Source organism: Rhodovulum tesquicola (genome assembly GCF_024128855.1).
Lineage (GTDB): Bacteria > Pseudomonadota > Alphaproteobacteria > Rhodobacterales > Rhodobacteraceae > Rhodovulum > Rhodovulum tesquicola.
Genome location: NZ_JAMYDV010000008.1, coordinates 1 through 15,549, shown reverse-complemented (window position 1 = coordinate 15,549; position 15,549 = coordinate 1). Strand labels below are relative to the sequence as shown.

Annotated in this window: 19 protein-coding genes; 7 read left to right on the top strand and 12 right to left on the bottom strand. The window is 65.8% G+C overall.

Annotation, left to right across the window (positions count from 1 at the left end; translation table 11 throughout):
- Window positions 1-97: 97 nt before the first annotated feature.
- From NHN26_RS08790 to NHN26_RS08735, 12 genes are all read right to left on the bottom strand, one after another.
- Window positions 98-1,363 carry an NAD(P)/FAD-dependent oxidoreductase gene (locus NHN26_RS08790; RefSeq protein WP_253089120.1) on the bottom strand — a complete coding sequence of 422 codons (1,266 nt, stop codon included), beginning with the start codon at window positions 1,361-1,363 and terminating at the stop codon, window positions 98-100.
- Between the two features lie 59 nt (window positions 1,364-1,422).
- Window positions 1,423-2,139 carry a c-type cytochrome gene (locus tag NHN26_RS08785; RefSeq protein WP_253089119.1) on the bottom strand — a complete coding sequence of 239 codons (717 nt, stop codon included), beginning with the start codon at window positions 2,137-2,139 and terminating at the stop codon, window positions 1,423-1,425.
- A gap of 146 nt (window positions 2,140-2,285) precedes the next feature.
- Window positions 2,286-2,876, bottom strand: coding sequence for a thioredoxin family protein (locus NHN26_RS08780; RefSeq protein ID WP_253089118.1), 591 nt, complete (start codon window positions 2,874-2,876; stop codon window positions 2,286-2,288).
- Window positions 2,877-3,024: 148 nt separating this feature from the next.
- The gene (locus tag NHN26_RS08775) at window positions 3,025-3,660 is read right to left on the bottom strand and encodes a c-type cytochrome (protein WP_435594189.1); all 636 of its coding nucleotides are present in this window, start codon (window positions 3,658-3,660) and stop codon (window positions 3,025-3,027) included.
- Window positions 3,644-4,909, bottom strand: coding sequence for a sulfite dehydrogenase (gene soxC, locus NHN26_RS08770; RefSeq protein ID WP_253089117.1), 1,266 nt, complete (start codon window positions 4,907-4,909; stop codon window positions 3,644-3,646). Before soxC ends, NHN26_RS08775 begins: the two co-directional genes overlap by 17 nt.
- Before the next feature lie 58 nt (window positions 4,910-4,967).
- A complete protein-coding gene (gene soxB / locus NHN26_RS08765) occupies window positions 4,968-6,659 on the bottom strand; it encodes a thiosulfohydrolase SoxB (RefSeq protein WP_253089116.1) in 1,692 nt (563 codons plus the stop codon).
- A gap of 107 nt (window positions 6,660-6,766) precedes the next feature.
- Entirely contained in the window at window positions 6,767-7,627 is an 861-nt protein-coding gene (soxA, locus tag NHN26_RS08760; protein ID WP_253089115.1) for a sulfur oxidation c-type cytochrome SoxA, read from the bottom strand.
- Window positions 7,628-7,658: 31 nt separating this feature from the next.
- Window positions 7,659-7,988 carry a thiosulfate oxidation carrier complex protein SoxZ gene (gene soxZ / locus NHN26_RS08755; protein ID WP_253089114.1) on the bottom strand — a complete coding sequence of 110 codons (330 nt, stop codon included), beginning with the start codon at window positions 7,986-7,988 and terminating at the stop codon, window positions 7,659-7,661.
- A gap of 22 nt (window positions 7,989-8,010) precedes the next feature.
- Entirely contained in the window at window positions 8,011-8,430 is a 420-nt protein-coding gene (gene soxY / locus NHN26_RS08750; protein ID WP_253089113.1) for a thiosulfate oxidation carrier protein SoxY, read from the bottom strand.
- A 42-nt stretch (window positions 8,431-8,472) separates the two neighbouring features.
- Complete coding sequence (gene soxX, locus NHN26_RS08745) at window positions 8,473-8,949, bottom strand: sulfur oxidation c-type cytochrome SoxX (protein ID WP_253089112.1); 477 nt, start codon at window positions 8,947-8,949, stop codon at window positions 8,473-8,475.
- A 146-nt stretch (window positions 8,950-9,095) separates the two neighbouring features.
- Window positions 9,096-9,662 carry a thioredoxin family protein gene (locus tag NHN26_RS08740; RefSeq protein WP_253089111.1) on the bottom strand — a complete coding sequence of 189 codons (567 nt, stop codon included), beginning with the start codon at window positions 9,660-9,662 and terminating at the stop codon, window positions 9,096-9,098.
- A gap of 23 nt (window positions 9,663-9,685) precedes the next feature.
- Window positions 9,686-10,423 (bottom strand): cytochrome c biogenesis CcdA family protein, encoded by a 738-nt coding sequence (locus NHN26_RS08735; protein ID WP_253089110.1) that lies wholly within the window; start codon window positions 10,421-10,423, stop codon window positions 9,686-9,688.
- A gap of 67 nt (window positions 10,424-10,490) precedes the next feature.
- On the opposite strand from NHN26_RS08735, the gene NHN26_RS08730 reads away from it, so the two are divergent.
- The 7 genes from NHN26_RS08730 to NHN26_RS08700 form a co-directional block, all read left to right on the top strand.
- The gene (locus tag NHN26_RS08730; RefSeq protein ID WP_253089109.1) at window positions 10,491-10,889 is read left to right on the top strand and encodes a thioredoxin family protein; all 399 of its coding nucleotides are present in this window, start codon (window positions 10,491-10,493) and stop codon (window positions 10,887-10,889) included.
- Window positions 10,889-11,383 (top strand): GlcG/HbpS family heme-binding protein, encoded by a 495-nt coding sequence (locus tag NHN26_RS08725; RefSeq protein WP_253089108.1) that lies wholly within the window; start codon window positions 10,889-10,891, stop codon window positions 11,381-11,383. Before NHN26_RS08730 ends, NHN26_RS08725 begins: the two co-directional genes overlap by 1 nt.
- An 18-nt stretch (window positions 11,384-11,401) precedes the next feature.
- The gene (locus NHN26_RS08720; RefSeq protein ID WP_435594188.1) at window positions 11,402-11,791 is read left to right on the top strand and encodes an ArsR/SmtB family transcription factor; all 390 of its coding nucleotides are present in this window, start codon (window positions 11,402-11,404) and stop codon (window positions 11,789-11,791) included.
- 43 nt (window positions 11,792-11,834) lie between these two features.
- The gene (locus NHN26_RS08715) at window positions 11,835-12,881 is read left to right on the top strand and encodes a YeeE/YedE family protein (RefSeq protein WP_253089107.1); all 1,047 of its coding nucleotides are present in this window, start codon (window positions 11,835-11,837) and stop codon (window positions 12,879-12,881) included.
- Window positions 12,878-13,624 (top strand): heparan-alpha-glucosaminide N-acetyltransferase, encoded by a 747-nt coding sequence (locus NHN26_RS08710; protein ID WP_253089106.1) that lies wholly within the window; start codon window positions 12,878-12,880, stop codon window positions 13,622-13,624. The genes NHN26_RS08715 and NHN26_RS08710 overlap by 4 nt, the downstream gene beginning before the upstream one ends.
- Before the next feature lie 353 nt (window positions 13,625-13,977).
- Window positions 13,978-14,556, top strand: coding sequence for a hypothetical protein (locus NHN26_RS08705; protein ID WP_253089105.1), 579 nt, complete (start codon window positions 13,978-13,980; stop codon window positions 14,554-14,556).
- 48 nt (window positions 14,557-14,604) lie between these two features.
- Window positions 14,605-15,549: methyl-accepting chemotaxis protein (locus NHN26_RS08700; RefSeq protein ID WP_253089104.1), on the top strand; the 945-nt coding region annotated here is incomplete at its 3' end.

Below are 15,549 nucleotides of genomic sequence, written 5' to 3'. Positions count from 1 at the left end.
GCGGACGCGGATGAACGCGCGGCAAGATGCCGCCTAGCCGCGGCGCAGCGCGGGCTCCGCCCGAGGGCGAGGCCCGCAAATCCGATGCGTGAACGGATCAGCCGAACATGTCTGCGGTGATCCCCGCATACCAGCCCAGGCTTTCCTCGTAGGTCAGCTTGCGCAGGTCGGCATCCTCTCCGGTCTGGCTGACGAAGCCGTCCACCTTGGCGATCATCTCGTCGGTCGGTGCGTAGGAGGCCCCCACCTTCACCCCGTCATCGGTGTCGATCAGCGACCAGCAGGTATTCGAGTATTTCGCCGGGAAGGCGGTGGACCCGGTCAGCGCCGCGCGCACCTGCATCGCCGCCACCTTGGCATGGCTGTTGGCCGAGAAGCCCGATTTCGGCATGTCGCCCGCGATGGTGGCATCGCCCAGCACATGGATGTCTTCGTCCATCCGGCTTTGCATCGTGGCGGGCACGATGGGGCAATAGCCGTTATCGCCCGTCAGCCCCGCCAGTTCGGCGATGCGGCCGGCCTTCTGCGCCGGGATCACGTTGCAGACATCGACGGTTTCGACCTGGCCGTCGATATCGACCTCCATCGTCTCGGGATTGACCGAGAAATTGGTGCCGCCGAAATCCGGGCCGATGCGCTGGATCATGCCCGGATAGTGCTTCTGCCACCCTTCCTCGAACAGCGCCTGTTTCGAGAAGCTCGCCTTGGGATCGACGATCAGGATCTTGGCGGTCGGGTTCCGCTCGCGCAGCACATGGGCCACCATCGAGATCCGCTCGTAGGGGCCGGGCGGACAGCGGAACGGGTCGGGCGGGGCGATCATGCAGAACACGCCGCCTTCGCGCATCGCCTCGACCTGCGCCTTCAGGAGTTGGGTCTGGCTGCCCGCCTTCCAGGAATGCGGCATCCGGTTCTGGGCCGAGATGTCCCAGCCGGGCACCGAGCCTTCGACGAAGTCGATCCCCGGCGCGACGATCAGCTTGTCATAGGCGAAGGCATGGCCGCCCGCGGTGGTCACGGTCTTCGTGTCCCGGTCGACGCCGACCGCCCAGTCATGCACGACATTGATGCCGTAATCCGAGGCCAGCTTGCCATAGCTGTGCCCGATCGAGGCGAAGTCGCGGAAGCCGCCGATATAGAGGTTGGAGAAGAAGCAGGTGTAATAGGTGCGGGTGGGCTCGATCAGGGTGACGTCGATCGCACCCTGGCTGTCCTTGGCGATGTAGCGCGCCGCGGTCGCGCCGCCCGCCCCGCCGCCCACGATCACCACGCGCGGCCGGGCCTGGCCGATCAGAGGCGTGGCCGACAACGCGGCGCCGAGCGCGAAGCTCGTGCCGAGAAAACTCCGTCTGTTCAGTGTCATGTCGCTTTTCCTCCCTGGACATGATCGCGCGTTTCCATTGTCGCGATGGCGAAGGCCCGCTAGGGCGTGAGCGAGCCGAAATAGGCGGCAAGCGCGGCGATCTCCTCGTCGGAGAGCCGGCCCGCCATCATCTGCATCACCGGATGGGGCCGGAGCTTCTGCTTGTAGGCATGCATGGCCAGCACGAAATCCCGCTGCGGCCAGAGCACGATGGACGGGATTCCCTGATCGGAGCCGTCGCGCTGGTGGCAGGTGGTGCATTCGCTGGAGAGATACTCGCCATAGGCCGTGTCGCCGACGATGGCGAGCGTCTCTTCCGACAGCATGGGCAGATCGGCGCGCGCGGTCGGCGCGGCCTCGGGGATGTTCGAGGGCCGGTCCGAGAAATCGCGCAGGAAGGCCAGCAGATCGGCGCGCTCGCCCGGATCCTCGAGCCCGTCAAAGCTCATCCGGGTGCCGGACACCAGGACACGCGGATTCTCGATATAGGCGTCCAGCGTTTCCAGCGTCCAGGTCAGCCCGTCGCGCCCCATCCGCGTCATCGAGCGCGAATAGGGAAAATCGGAGATTGCCCCGGCGCGGCGGCCGAAGATGCCGTTCAGCGGCGGGCCGATGCCGATCTCGGCCCCCGGGCCGATCTGGTGGCAGCCGCTGCAGAAGACCCAGATCTCGGCCCCGCGCTCGGCATCGCCGATCGCCTCTGCCCTTGTCTGGGCATGCGCCTGACCGACCCCGGACAGGGCCAGTGCAAGACCAAGAAAAAGAGCCTCCCTCATATTCAAAGACTGCGATGGATCACGGGGCCGATCAAGCGGATCCTTCCGCAAAAGCGGGGTTTCGCTGACCTTTTATCGGTCGAAAAAATCAAACTATTCCAGTTCTTTGCGGCCGACCGGCCTGCCGCATCGCAGCGCCCGCGCCGCTACCAGACATCGGGATCGATTCCCCGCTCGCGCAGCGCGGCGAACTTGTCCTGAAGATAACGCTGGAACGGCTGTGCCCGGTATTCCCCGGTCGCGACATATTCCAGCGCCGAGAGATAATGGAACGGCTTCAGATAGCCCGGCAGGCGGAACGCCTCGGCCTCGGCCCGGCTGGCCGATCCGGCCGCTTCGGCGGGAAACAGCACCGTGGTCGGGGTGAAGTTCACCGCCCATTTCGCAGCCAGCGCGCGTTCCTCCAGCGTCTCGCCGTCGAAATCCAGCACCCCCCGCGCGCCCCAGAGGTCAAGCTGGACGACGTCGAAATGCGCCGTCAGGAAATCGGCGATCTCCGGGCGCGCAAAGTTCACCGCATGCAACTCGCGGCAATAGGGACAGCCGGCCTGCTCGAACAGGACCATCAGCCCCCTGCCCCCCGCTGCGGCCTCGGCAAGGTCGTCGCCGAGTTCAAGGAAACTGTCCAGAAACCACGGCTGCTTGTAGAGCCCGTCATCGCCCTGCGTGAGGGCGCGCGCGGGGTGGGCCAGCGCGAGGGCTGCCCCGCCCGCAAGGATATCGCGGCGTGTCGGCATGTCGTCCTCCCCTTGAGCGGGTTCTAGTGCGGAAACGCCATCCGTCCAGCGCCAAGAAAAAGCGGCCCCCGGAGGAAGGGGGCCGCGCGCCGGCCCGGGAGGGGGGACCGGTCAGCCGGATACGCCTGGCCGGGCGCGCCGGATTTGCCTACATGTCGGGCGTGACGTTTAGGACGGTTGCCCGCATCGTGATCTCCACGCCCTCCTTGCAATCGGTCATGCAGGGCTCGCGCACGAACAGCGGCAGTTCGACCTCGTCACGGTCATCCGGGATGAAACCGTCGACATTGGGCATCTGGACCTCGAGGAAATTCTCGTTCGACAGCTCGAAATCGTCGTCGACCAGGAAGTTCGAGTAGAGAATATAGGCGACGATGGCATAGACCTCGTCGGGCTCCAGCACCTGCGCGCCGCCGAAGGGCATCGAGCGGTGGACATAGTCCCAGACCGTCGAGAGATAGGGCCAGTAGGATCCGACCGTCTTGACCGGGTCGGCATCGTCCAGCGTGCCCTCGCCACCCGCAAGCTGCGGCCAGTTGTCGACACCTTCGGCGAATTCGCCATGGCAGACCGCGCAATGGAACGAGAACAGATCCTCGCCATCGGCCACGGTGCCGGACCCGACCGGCAGGCCGCGCCCGTCGGGCATCACCTTGACGTCCCAGGCGGCGATCTCTTCGGGCAGCGCGGGCCGGCCAAGGCCCAGCCTTTCGGCCAGCGCCGGGCCTGCGCCCAGCGTCACGGCCAGCGCCGTGCCGATGGCCAGATCACGAAACCTCGACATTTTCCGCCTCCCCGTTCGCCTTGACCCACCAGGTCTGGATGCCGTTGTTGTGGTAGATCGAGTTCAGCCCCCTGACCTCGCGCAGCTCGTTCTTGGTCGGCTGGACATAGCCGCTGCTGTCCATCGCCCGGCTTTGCAGCAGCATCTCCGAGCCGTCCCACTCGATATCCAGGTAGAACCGCGTCAGCGCCATGGGCTGGCCGGGCTGGGCCAGCCGCGCGACCTGCCAGGTCTTGCCGCCGTCGATCGAGACATCCACCCGCTGGATCGCGCCCCGCCCCGACCAGGCAAGCCCGGTGATGACCAGAGGACCGGGCCCGTGGGTGATCGGCGATTGCGGGCTGGGCGAGGTGACGACCGACTTGGCGTCCATCACCCAGGTCCATTTGCGGCTGACGCCATTGGCCAGCGTGTCGGTATATTTCGAGGTCTCCTCGCGGCTTTCGACCGGGCCGTCGGTGACCTCGATCCGGCGCAGCCACTTGACCCAGAGGTTCCCCTCCCAGCCCGGCACGACAAGGCGCACCGGATAGCCATGCTCCTTGCGCAACGCCTCGCCATTCGCCTTGAAGGCGACAAGGCAATCGTCCAGCGCCTTGTCCAGCGGGATCGAGCGGCCGTTCGACGAGGCATCCGCCCCCTCGACGAAGATCCACTTGCCCTCGGTCCTGATGCCCGCCTCGTTCAGCAGGGTGCGCAACGGCACGCCGGTATATTCCATGTTGTGGATCATGCCATGGGTGAACTGCGCGCCGTTGAGCTGCGCACCCGCCCATTCCATGCCGGTATTCGCCGCGCATTCGCAGAAATAGACGTGGTTTTCCCGCGGGAAGCGTTCCAGATCCCAGTAGGTGAAGACCAGCGGCGTATCCACCAGCCCGTTGATCATCAGCCGGTAGTCTTCCTTGGGCAGGTCGATGGCGCCCGAATGGTGCCGCTCGAAGGCGCAGCCCTGCGGCGTGATCGTGCCGTCCAGCGCATGGATCGGCGTGAAGTTGATCGACGAGATCACATCGGCCGTCAGCCATTCGACATTGCGCCGAACCACGTCGGATTCGTAGTCGATGGGCAGGCCATAGGGCGTGGCATCCACCCCCTCGCCGAAGCCCTGAGCCCAATGCTGAACCTCGGTGATCAGCGGATCGGGTTCTTGCGCCGCCGCGCCGCCCGCGGCCAGCGCGCCCCCCGTGGCAAGCCCCGCCTTGAGAAAGCCGCGGCGGCTGGTCGTGGGTGTGACGGGACTTGTCATCGCTGCACCCTCCTCCTGGTCTAGTCTGGAAATCTGGCTCATCTCGTCCTCCCGCATCTCAGGCGCCGGTCACCTGGACCGACATGTTCGGGTCGACACTGACCGTGCCCTTGCGCCGGATATAGGCTTCGACCACGTCCCAGATCGGCGGACCTTCGGTGCCCTCGTTGACGCTGGCCCAGCCCGAGACGACATAGGTCCTGGCCGGGTCGATCGCCTCGCCGGTCTTGAGCAGGGTCATGTTCGTGATCCGGCTGCCCTGCGGTTTCGACACGTCGATATGGTAGCCCATGCCACCCACCCGAACCATGTCGCCGCCCTGCTGGTAATAGGGGTCGGGGTTGAACAGGTTGTCGGCCACGTCCTCGAGGATGACGTGCAACATCTCGCCGCTCATCTCGGACCGGTAGGCGTTCGGATAGCTCATCGAGGTGACGTTGAAGACATCCTCGCGGGTGATCGGATCGCCGGGGACCAGGCTCGGCCCCCAGCGGAAGCCGGGGCTCAGCGCGATATCGGCCTCGCGCTCCTCGATCAGCGCGTTGCAGATCAGGTCGTCCCAGGTGCCGTTGAAATTCCCCCGCCGGTAAAGCAGGCTGTCGGTGGTGCCCAGCACCTCTTCCAGGTCCGCCTTGTAGGGCGCGCGCTCCGCGTCGATCAGCGCGGCGACCTCCGGGTCGGGGGCGATCACGTCCGAGAAGATCGGGATCAGCTTGTGGCGGAAGCCCAGCACCTGGCCGCCCTGCACATCGAGGTCCAGCCTCGTGACGAACTTGCCGTTCGAGCCCGAGGCGATCAGCAGAGTCTGGCCGACCAGCACCGGTTCGGGCAGGGCGTCATGGGTGTGTCCGGTCAGGATCACGTCGATGCCCGGCACGCGGGCGGCCATCTGGCGGTCCGTGTCGAAGCCGTTATGCGACAGCACGACGACCAGATCGGCACCGGCCTCGCGCACCTCGGCGACAACGGCGGCCATGCGTTCCTCGCGCACGCCGAAGGACAGGCCGGGGAACATCCAGCCCGGGTTGGCGATGGGCATGTAGGGGAAGGCCTGCCCGATCACCGCGATCTGCGCGCCGCCCCGCTCGAACATCTGGTAGGGTTCGTAGGCGGGTTCGTCCCATTCGGCATCGAAGATGTTGGCGCCGAGGAAGGGGAAATCCAGCCCCTCGACGATCTCGTTCACGCGGTCGATGCCAAGGGTGAATTCCCAGTGGCTGGTCATCGCATCCGGTTTGAGCCGGTTCATCACGTTGACCATGTCCTGCGCATTCGTCTTGAGGCAGGTATAGGACCCGTGCCAGGTGTCGCCGCCATCCAGAAGCAGCGCCTCGGGCCGGTCGGCGCGGATCGCGTTCAGCACCGTCGCCACCCGGTCAAGCCCGCCCATCCGGCCATAGCCCCTGGCCAGCGAGACGAAATCCACATGGCTCAGCGCATAGGCTTCGGGCGTGCCGGGCGTGATGTCGAACATCTTCAGGAAATCTTCGCCCGTGACATGCGGCGGCTTGCCGGTCGCCGCGCCCACGCCAAGGTTGATCTCGGGTTCGCGGAACCAGATCGGCTTGAGCTGGCCATGGATGTCGGTGATGTGGATCAGCGTGACATTGCCGAAGGTTTCGAATTGCAGCAACTGGTCCTGGCCCAGCGCCTGCTGCGCGGCGAGTTTCGCCCAGTTGCCGATACCGGAAGCCCCGTAGACGGCCGAGGCCGCCACCGCCGCCTGCAGGAAATCTCTGCGCGAAATCATCGTCTCAGCACCCTTTCTGGCGCGTTCCACACATTATCACATGCGCGAAACTGAATATTTCAGGCCGGAAAAAACCCGCGCCAGCCGACCGGCGCGGGTTTCCGGTTTCAGTTGCGGACCGAGGGCCCCTCGACCGACAGACCGTTGCCGCGCGAGGCGACGTAAAGCTCCAGCGCGACGAATTCCGGCGAGCCCACATCGAAGGGCACACCGCGGGTGTCGCGGATGCAGCCTTTGAACCGGTCATGCAGCGCGTTCAGCCGCGTGTTCTTGAGCCGGTAGGTCGGGAAGCCGTTCGACATCCCCATGCTCAGGTGATCGGCCCGGATGTAGTTGTCGTAATTCTCTTCGTGGCAATTCGCGCAGGACAGATCGAGCTGCCCGAAGCGGGTATAGTAGATCTCTTTGCCCTTCTCCCACATCTCGCGGGCCGGGCCGTCGATCGCCACATTCACCGGCAAGCCGCGCGAGACCGAGGCGATCAGCGCGGTCATGTTGACCATGTCGGCGCCGATATATTTCCATTCCTCGGCGCCCATCCGGTTGGTGCGGCAATCGTTGATCTGCATCTCGATCGTGCGCACCTCGCCCGCGCTTTCCACCCATTTCGGATAGACGGCACGCACGCCCTTCATGCCCTCCTCGACCGTTCCGTGGCAATCCGCACAGGATTTGCCTGCGCTGCCCTCGGCGGTTTCCCAAGCCTCGATGGCCATTTCAGCGGCGCTGAAGCCCGGATTCTCGAAATCATCCATCTGCAACGCCTGGGTTTCCCGCGTGCGGAAGGTCCAGCCAGACCGGATTTCGGGCAAGGCACCCTCAAGATGCGCGGGGGCTTCGGCGCGGGTAATGATCTGGATCTCGTCATTGATCACCAGATCCGCGTCCGGGTCCGCCGCCGCGGCCCCGGCGAGGATCGCCAGGCCCGCGGAAAATGTCGTTATCACCCTGATCGGCGCGGTCTTCATGCGTTTCCCTCCCTTGAAACGGCGATGCGCGTCAGGCGACCGCGATCGACTGGACGTCCTCGTAGACCGATCCGTCGTCGTCGTACCAGGTGAACTTCATGTCCCCCGCCTCCGGAACGATCGCCTCGAACTCGAAATACGGGTTGGTCGAGATCGCCGGAGCCAGATCCACGTCGATCACGTTCTGGCCGTTGAACTCGACAGTGAAGCGATTGATGATCGACCGCGGGATCAGATTGCCGTCGCTGTCCTTGCGCTGACCGGATTCCATCCGGTGGCTGATCAGCGTCTTGATCACCACGGACTCGCCCGCCGACGCCGTTTTCGGAACCCGCACGCGGGGTTTGACATCCTGTGCCATGTGCCTGTGTCCTCCTCTATCCTCAGCCGCCGCAGCCGCCGATGGTGACCTTCACTTCATTTGCCGCCTGAACGAAGCTGCCGTCGCCCATCCGGGCAATGGCGATGACGTCCTGCGTGCCGGCCAGACGGATGCGCGTCGCGGCCTTCTGCTTGCCGGCCAGCGGGCCGAACCTGAAGGTGGCCACATCCGGGGTCGGGTTGCCCGAGGCCAGCACCAGGATTTCCTCGGCGCCGGGGGCGTCGACCTCGATCGGCACGGTGTTGCCGTTCTCGGCGATCTCGGGGGTGGTCAGCGTGATCCCGCCCGACCCAACCTCGGCGCCGCCCGTGAACGCGGCGATCTGCTCGTCAACCGCTGCGCGGGCCGCCCGGGCCGGCAGCATCAGAGCGGCGGCAAAGCCCGCGCTGATCGCGATTGCCCCTCGTCTCGTGAATTCCATATGTCGACTCCTCTCTGCTGTCGGATCGCCCGTGTCGGGCACCTAGTCGGTCAGCGTCATCAGGTAGGCCACCGCATCCTCGATTTCCTGCGCGGTCAGCAGCGGCCTTACTTCGCCCACAAGCGGCTTGGTGGTGAAACCGTCCGCGATACGGTTGAACCCGTCCACCTTGTAGAAGGACGGCATGACCGTGCCTTCGAACACGTTCTTGGCGTTCACCAGGATGCCGCGGATCATCGCCTCGGGATAGCGCGAGGCCACGCCATCGAAGGTTGGCCCCACCTCGCCGTGGAACGGCACATCGGCAAGATCCGTCGCCGCATGGCAGGCGACGCAATTGGCATTTGCACGATTCGACATCAGCTTGCGCCCCGCCTCCGGATCGCCGGGCGTATCGGTCAGGGGCGTCGCGACATAGCCAGACTCGTCGAACACGACGTCCAGAGGGGCCACCTCTGCCGCATGCGCAGACGTCAGGCCCGCCGCAAAGCAGAACACGCCCAGTGCCACCTTTCTCATTTCAAAGAATCCTCCCGCGTCTTCTCCCTGACTTGAAAGGTAACGGAAGTGCACCATCGCATGCAACAACGAATTAGGTTTTATGCATACGACAACTTCTCAGGGATTTCAGGCACTTCTGCGAAAAATAACCCATATGCGTGATGTCAGTTATCACCTTCGGCGAGAACCCGCGCAACGTATTTCTGGAAATGCTCGTCGCCTTCGTAACCCTTTTCCAGAACCCATTGCAGCAAGGCCCGCGTGGTGCCCTTGCCGAAGGCGCCCGGCATCGTCGCGACCGCCGCCTGCCCCGCGGTGCCGCTTTCGGGCGCCTCTTCCGGCATGAACATCAGCGTCGGCGTGAACACGATGCCCCAGCGCGAGGCCATGTCCTTTTCGGCGCGCGTCGTGCCGTCCAGATCGGTGACCGGGACATCCCCGAACAGGTTCATCTGCACGACGAAATAGTTCTCGCGGATCAGCGCCTCGATCCTGGGATCTGGAAACACCTCCTCGTGCATCTTGGTGCAGTAGATGCAGCCGCGCTGTTCCCAGATGACCAGCATGCGCTTGCCCTCGGCATTGGCCTCGGCGAGATCCTCGGACATGTCCTTGAACGTGTCGCGCAGCCAGTCGGGCTTGTGCAGACCGTCATCGCCAAGGGGCGGCCCGGCCAGCACGGGCGCCGCAAGCGCCAAGAACCCGGCGGCAAGAAGCGTGGTCAGTCTCATGTCTTTCCTCCCTTTCCAGAGTGTCAGCCGATCCGCGAGAACCACGGCACATGGTCGATCATGAACTGCGCGATATAGGCCACGGAATTGGTGGCGATCAGCACGGCGAACAGGATCAGCATCCCGCCCATGACCTTCTCGACATGGCCCAGATATTTCCGGTTGCGCTGCATCCAGCGCAGGAACGGCCGGGCAAAGGCCGCCGCGATCACGAAGGGCAGCGTCATCGCCAGCCCGTAGACCAGCAGCAGCGCGCCGCCCTTGACCACATCGCCCATGCCGCTGGCCACCATCAGGATCGCGGCGAGCGCCGGGCCCACGCAGGGCGTCCAGCCGAAGCCGAAGGCCAGCCCCATCAGATAAGCGCCCAGGATCGTCGTGGGTTCGGCCTTCGATTCGATCCGCGCCTCGCGATAGAGGAACGGAATGCGCAGCACGCCCAGGAAATGCAGCCCGAACAGGAACAGGATCGCGGCGGCGACATAGGACAGTTCCTGCCGCCAGGCGGCAAAGCCCTTGCCCAGCGCCGTCGCCCCCATCCCCAGCAGCACGAAGATCGTCGTGACCCCCAGCGCGAAGAAGACCGCCGAGACGACCAGACGGCGCACCGCGCCCGCGGGGATATGATCCTCGCTGCGCAATTCGCTCATCGAGATCCCGGCCATGTAGCACAGGTAGAAGGGCACGATCGGCAGGATGCAGGGCGACAGGAAGGACAAGATGCCCGCGATGGCGGCGCCGCCGAAGGAAATGTCCAGCATCAAGGCCCTCCCTTGCCGTGGATGCGAAAACACATTACGATTTTTATATGTAACGGGGCGGCCGCAAATGAAACGAGTATTTGCCGCATTGCTTTGCGCGGGGCTTTTTGCCTCCGCGCCGCTGGGCATTGCGCGCGCCGAACTTGTGCTGGCAATGTTCGAGCGGGCGGGCTGCATCTATTGCAGGATGTGGGACGACCAGATCGCACCGATCTGGCCGCGGACGGCCGAAGGCGCGATGGCGCCCCTGCGCCGGATCGACCTGGACCGGCGTTTGCCCGACGACATCCGGCTTGCCAGGCGCCCGGTCTTCACGCCGACCTTCGTGCTGTTGCGCGACGGGGTGGAGGTGGCGCGTCTGGAAGGCTATCCAGGGGAGGATTTCTTCTGGGGGCTGATCGGGGAGATCCTGCGCAAACAGCCCGAATGGGCCGAGAACGACGAAAAGGGAGGAGTCGAGGGATGATGAGAACGCTGATCTTGACGGCGGCGCTGATGCTGCCGACGGGGGGCGCGCTGGCGGCCGAGGATGCCTTTGTCGAGTTCCGGACGCTCAAGCCGGAACTGGCGATGCAGGCGGCGACGGCCGCGATGGAGCATTGCCGGGCCGAGGGCTATCAGGTCGGCGTGGCCGTCACGGATCGCTCGGGCACGTTGCAGGCCTTCGTGCGCGACCGCTTCGCGGGCGCCCATGTCGAGGAGACCGCCCGGCGCAAGGCCTGGACGGCGGCCAGCTTTCGCACCAGCACGCTGGAACTGGGCGAGTTGACCGCGCCGGGCACGATCTATGCCGGAATCCGCGATCTCGACCAGGCGCTGGCGCTTGGCGGCGGGGTGACGATCGAGCATGCAGGCGCCATTGTCGGCGCGATCGGCGTCTCGGGCGCCCCGAGCCCCGATCTCGACGATACCTGCGCGCGTGAGGGCATCGCCGCGATCGAGGAGGCGATGGGCTTCTGAGGAAGCCGCAGGAGGCCAATGGCAGCAGACATCGCCCATAGCGGCACGCATGATCCCGAAGAAGGCGGCCTTCCGGCCGAGGACATGGTCCAGCATGCAGAAACCGCATCGAGCTTTCTCAAGGCGCTCTCGCATGAGGGGCGGCTGATGATCCTGTGCCACCTGACCACCGGCGAGAAATCGGTGACCGAACTGGAAACGCTCCTCGCTTCGCGCCAGGCCGCGGTCAGCCAGCAACTGGCCCGGCTCAGGCTCGAAGGGCTGGTGAATTACCGGCGCGAGGGCAAGGCGATCTACTATTCGCTGGCCGACGAACGCGCCCGGCGCGTTCTGGAGTTGATGCACGACATGTTCTGCAACGCACAGAACCCGCCGCCGCATCTGGCCGGCGGACACGAACGAAGATAGGACCCGGGGCCGCGCCAAGCACGGCCCGGGGCGGGGAGGACGGATGGACAGCATTCCCGCGGGCGCCTGGGCGGCGCTGATCGGCCTTGTCACGGGCTGCATCCTGGGCCTTGCCGCCCGGCTGGGCGATTTCTGCACCCTCGGCGCGGTGGAAAGCGCGGTCTATGGCGAGGACCAGCGGCGGCTCAGGATGTGGGGCGTGGTGCTGGGCACGGGCATCGCGGCGACCTTCCTGCTGGCCGGGACGGGGCGGATCGACCTCTCGCTGACGCCCTATCATTCCATCGCCTGGAACCCGCTGGCCTCGATCCTTGGCGGCGGGCTTTTCGGTTATGGCATGGCGCTTGCGGGCAATTGCGGCTTCGGCGCGCTGGCGCGCTTCGGCGGCGGCGACCTGCGCTCGCTGGTGGTCGTCGTCGTGATCTCGATCACGGGCTTCGTCACGCTGTCGGGGCCGCTTGCGCCCCTGCGCGACTGGGCCTTCCCGCAGGAACCCTCCGAGGGCATGCAGGGCATCGCGCATCTGCTGGGCGGGCTGTTCGGCCTGCCGGTGCTGGCCGTCGCGCTGGCCATCGCGGCCGGTTTCATCGCCTGGGGCGTCGTGCATGCCCCGCTCAGGGCCGAGCCGCGGCGGATCGGCTGGGGCATGGCCGCGGGGCTGGCCATTGCAGGCGCGCTCTGGGGAATGAGCCACCTGAACGAACTCAGCTTCGGCGCGGTCGAGGTCGAGGGCCATACCTTCACCGCGCCGCTCGGGCGCACGCTGATATGGCTGATGACCGCTTCGGCGGGGGGGCTGTCCTTCTCCGTGGGCTCGGTTCTGGGCGTTCTGCTGGGCGCCTGGATCGGGTCCTGGCACAAGGGCAGCTTCCGCTGGGAGGCCTGCGAGGACCCGCGCGAGCTTGGCCGCCAGGTGGGCGGCGCGGCGCTGATGGGCATCGGCGGCGTGGTCGCGATGGGCTGCTCGATCGGCCAGGGCGCGACCGGATTCTCGACGCTGGCCTATTCGGCGCCTGTGACGCTGATGGCGATCTATGCGGGCGCGTTCCTGGGGCTCAAGCGCCTGATCGCCGGGTTCCAGCCCGATTGAGCGCGCCTGCCCCCCCTGGCGGTCGGATCGACGCCATCGACCTGGCCCGGACAGTGGCTCTGGTCGGGATGGGGGTGTTCCATCTGGTCTATGACCTCGAGATGTTCGGCCACCTGCCCCCCGGCACCGCGGTCACCGGCGGCTGGCGCATCCTGTCCTATGCCGTCGCCGGGTCCTTCCTGTTCCTTGCCGGGGTCAGCCTGCACCTTGCCCACGGGCAAGGGCTGCGCTGGCGCGCCTATCTGCGCCGCCTCCTGACGATCACCGGGGCGGCGGGCCTAGTCAGCCTTGGCACCTGGGTCATGTTCCCGGCCAGCTTCGTCTATTTCGGGATCCTGCATTCCATCGCCGCGGCCAGCATACTGGGGCTGGCCTTCCTGCGCCTGCCCGCCGCGCTGACGCTGGCCGCGGCGGGCGGCCTGCTGCTGATGGCACAAACCGGCCTCGGCCTTGCGCCCTCGCTCCGCGGGATCTGGCTCGACTGGACGGGCCTCACCGCCAGCCCGCGGCCCAGTGTCGACTATGTGCCCCTCGTCCCTTGGCTTGCCCCCTTCCTGGCCGGGCTCGGGCTGGCCGGGCTGATGGCGCGCGCCGGACTCTGGGCACAGCTCGAACGCCGCCGGGCCGCAGCGCCGCCAATACGCTGGCTTGCCTGGCCCGGACGCCATAGCCTGGCGATCTACCTACTGCACCAGCCGGTGCTGATCGGCCTGGTCTGGGCGGGGACTCACCTGGGCGGATAGGCCGCGCCGCAGGGTGGAAATCTGTGTGCACGGTTAACAATCCCTGTGGCCGTCCGCCGGGCGGTAGGGGCCCGGCGCGGGTCCGCCTCTCGACCGGGCGGCGAGGACCAAGACCGCGCGTGAGCAAAAAAGCAACGTCTTGTCATGATGTTGAACCTGATTTCCGGACCCTTTCATCGGTCGGGATCGAAGACGGCTGGGCCGCAGCCCTTCGCCGCGCGGCACCCTCGACGCCCGATCACGCGCCGACCGCGGCCGAGGGCGTTAAGCCTTCGATAGGTGATTCGCCCTATCAGTGAATCCCGTCTGCGTCCCCTGAAACGACGCGTCCACAGATCAAGGAAAGACCCCCCATGTTCCGCTCGATCACCAGACTTGCTCCCCTTCTTGCCGTCGTGACCGCCCCGGTTGCCCATGCCGGCGATTTCGACGCCCAGTTGACCGCCTATCTCGAGAAGTCGGTGCGCCCCTGGGCGACGGCGCCGATCATCATCGACGCCATCAAGGCCCAGAACGCCCATACCGGCGGCTACGATCAGGCCCGGATCGACGAGCTTGACCTTGTCTGGCGCGCGCAGGTGGGCGCGGCGGACAGCCCGCTGATCACGCCGATGCTGGCCAGCCCCGTCTCCGACTATCTGCGCGAACAATCGGCCGCGACCGGTGGCCAGATGACCGAGATCATACTGATGGACGCCATTGGGCTGAACGTCGCGGTCTCGGAAGTGACCTCTGACTACTGGCAGGGCGACGAGGAAAAACACTCGCATACCTATGCCATCGGTCCCGACGCGATCCATTTCGGCGAGATCGAGTTCGACGAGTCGACCCAGCGCTACCAGGTCCAGATCTCGTTCACCATCAACGATCCCGAGACCGGCACCCCGATCGGCGCGATGACCGTCGGGGTCGATGGCGAAGCCTTCATGTAAGGCACCGAAACGCGAGCCGTCTGGAACAGGAGACGAAAGATGCAAGGCATGTCCGGAACGACGGCTCGCAACGGAGCCGGAACCTCGGTGTTCGTCAAGGGCGCGGCACTCGTCGCGATCACGACCATTCTTGTCGCGGCGATGGTGCTGACCGCCTCGACGCGCAGCGCCTATGAAATCGTTCGCGAACACCTTGGCAACCTGATGGTGGAAATGACGGTGTCCGGAGCAGAGGGCGTCGCAGGTCATCTCAGATTCGCGAAGGTCGATGCGGTGGAAGCCCAGCTCGAGCTGTATACCACTCGCGCGGCCGACCATTTCGTCCAGGCCGCGGTCTGGTCCGGCAGCGGCGACCGCGTGGCCCAATCGGGCGCAGCCACACCGCAACAAACCGCCCGCATGACAGAGCTTGCGCGACAGGCTCTCGAAACCGGAAAGATGGCGATGGATCGAGAGGGGCTGATCGTCGGCATTCCCGTGATCTATGGCGGCGCGCCGGTCGGCGCCGTGGGCGCGATCTGGACGTCCGAGGGGCTGATGGGCGAAATGCTCGTCGAGTCCCTGCCCGCGATGTCATTGGCGGGACTTCTGTTCCTCGTCCTGCTCGCGATCTCGACACAGATGCTGCGCAAGACGATCGGCCAGCCACTTCGGCAGGTCAGCGGGGCCATGGCGCGGGTCACATCAGGTGCCTATGACGACGAAATCCCGATGACCCATAAATCCGACGAAATCGGCGTGATCGCGCGCAGTCTCGAGGCGCTTCGACTCCGGCTGCAGGCGGCCTCGGAGGCCGATGCCGAGCGCGAGCGGTCGCGCGCGGAGCAGGCGGTTGCGGTGGAGCGGCTGGGGCGGGGTCTGACGGCGCTGTCCTCCGGCGATCTGACGCATCGTCTGGACGAGGCTTTCGCGCCGGAATACGAGCAATTGCGCCATGATTTCAACGCGACGGTCGTGACGCTGAACGAGATGCTGGCCTCGATCGTCGAGAAC

Excerpts from the sequence above, each read along its gene's own strand:
- NHN26_RS08790 (WP_253089120.1), bottom strand. The coding sequence starts at position 1,363 with ATGACACTGAACAGACGGAGTTTTCTCGGCACGAGCTTCGCGCTCGGC.
- soxX (WP_253089112.1), bottom strand. The coding sequence starts at position 8,949 with ATGAGAAAGGTGGCACTGGGCGTGTTCTGCTTTGCGGCGGGCCTGACG.
- NHN26_RS08705 (WP_253089105.1), top strand. The coding sequence starts at position 13,978 with ATGTTCCGCTCGATCACCAGACTTGCTCCCCTTCTTGCCGTCGTGACC.
- NHN26_RS08730 (WP_253089109.1), top strand. The coding sequence starts at position 10,491 with ATGAAACGAGTATTTGCCGCATTGCTTTGCGCGGGGCTTTTTGCCTCC.
- soxY (WP_253089113.1), bottom strand. The coding sequence starts at position 8,430 with ATGGAATTCACGAGACGAGGGGCAATCGCGATCAGCGCGGGCTTTGCC.
- soxA (WP_253089115.1), bottom strand. The coding sequence starts at position 7,627 with ATGAAGACCGCGCCGATCAGGGTGATAACGACATTTTCCGCGGGCCTG.
- NHN26_RS08725 (WP_253089108.1), top strand. The coding sequence starts at position 10,889 with ATGAGAACGCTGATCTTGACGGCGGCGCTGATGCTGCCGACGGGGGGC.
- NHN26_RS08715 (WP_253089107.1), top strand. The coding sequence starts at position 11,835 with ATGGACAGCATTCCCGCGGGCGCCTGGGCGGCGCTGATCGGCCTTGTC.
- soxZ (WP_253089114.1), bottom strand. The coding sequence starts at position 7,988 with ATGGCACAGGATGTCAAACCCCGCGTGCGGGTTCCGAAAACGGCGTCG.
- soxC (WP_253089117.1), bottom strand. The coding sequence starts at position 4,909 with ATGACAAGTCCCGTCACACCCACGACCAGCCGCCGCGGCTTTCTCAAG.
- soxB (WP_253089116.1), bottom strand. The coding sequence starts at position 6,659 with ATGATTTCGCGCAGAGATTTCCTGCAGGCGGCGGTGGCGGCCTCGGCC.
- NHN26_RS08740 (WP_253089111.1), bottom strand. The coding sequence starts at position 9,662 with ATGAGACTGACCACGCTTCTTGCCGCCGGGTTCTTGGCGCTTGCGGCG.
- NHN26_RS08720 (WP_435594188.1), top strand. The coding sequence starts at position 11,402 with ATGGCAGCAGACATCGCCCATAGCGGCACGCATGATCCCGAAGAAGGC.
- NHN26_RS08785 (WP_253089119.1), bottom strand. The coding sequence starts at position 2,139 with ATGAGGGAGGCTCTTTTTCTTGGTCTTGCACTGGCCCTGTCCGGGGTC.
- NHN26_RS08780 (WP_253089118.1), bottom strand. The coding sequence starts at position 2,876 with ATGCCGACACGCCGCGATATCCTTGCGGGCGGGGCAGCCCTCGCGCTG.
- NHN26_RS08775 (WP_435594189.1), bottom strand. The coding sequence starts at position 3,660 with ATGTCGAGGTTTCGTGATCTGGCCATCGGCACGGCGCTGGCCGTGACG.
- NHN26_RS08735 (WP_253089110.1), bottom strand. The coding sequence starts at position 10,423 with ATGCTGGACATTTCCTTCGGCGGCGCCGCCATCGCGGGCATCTTGTCC.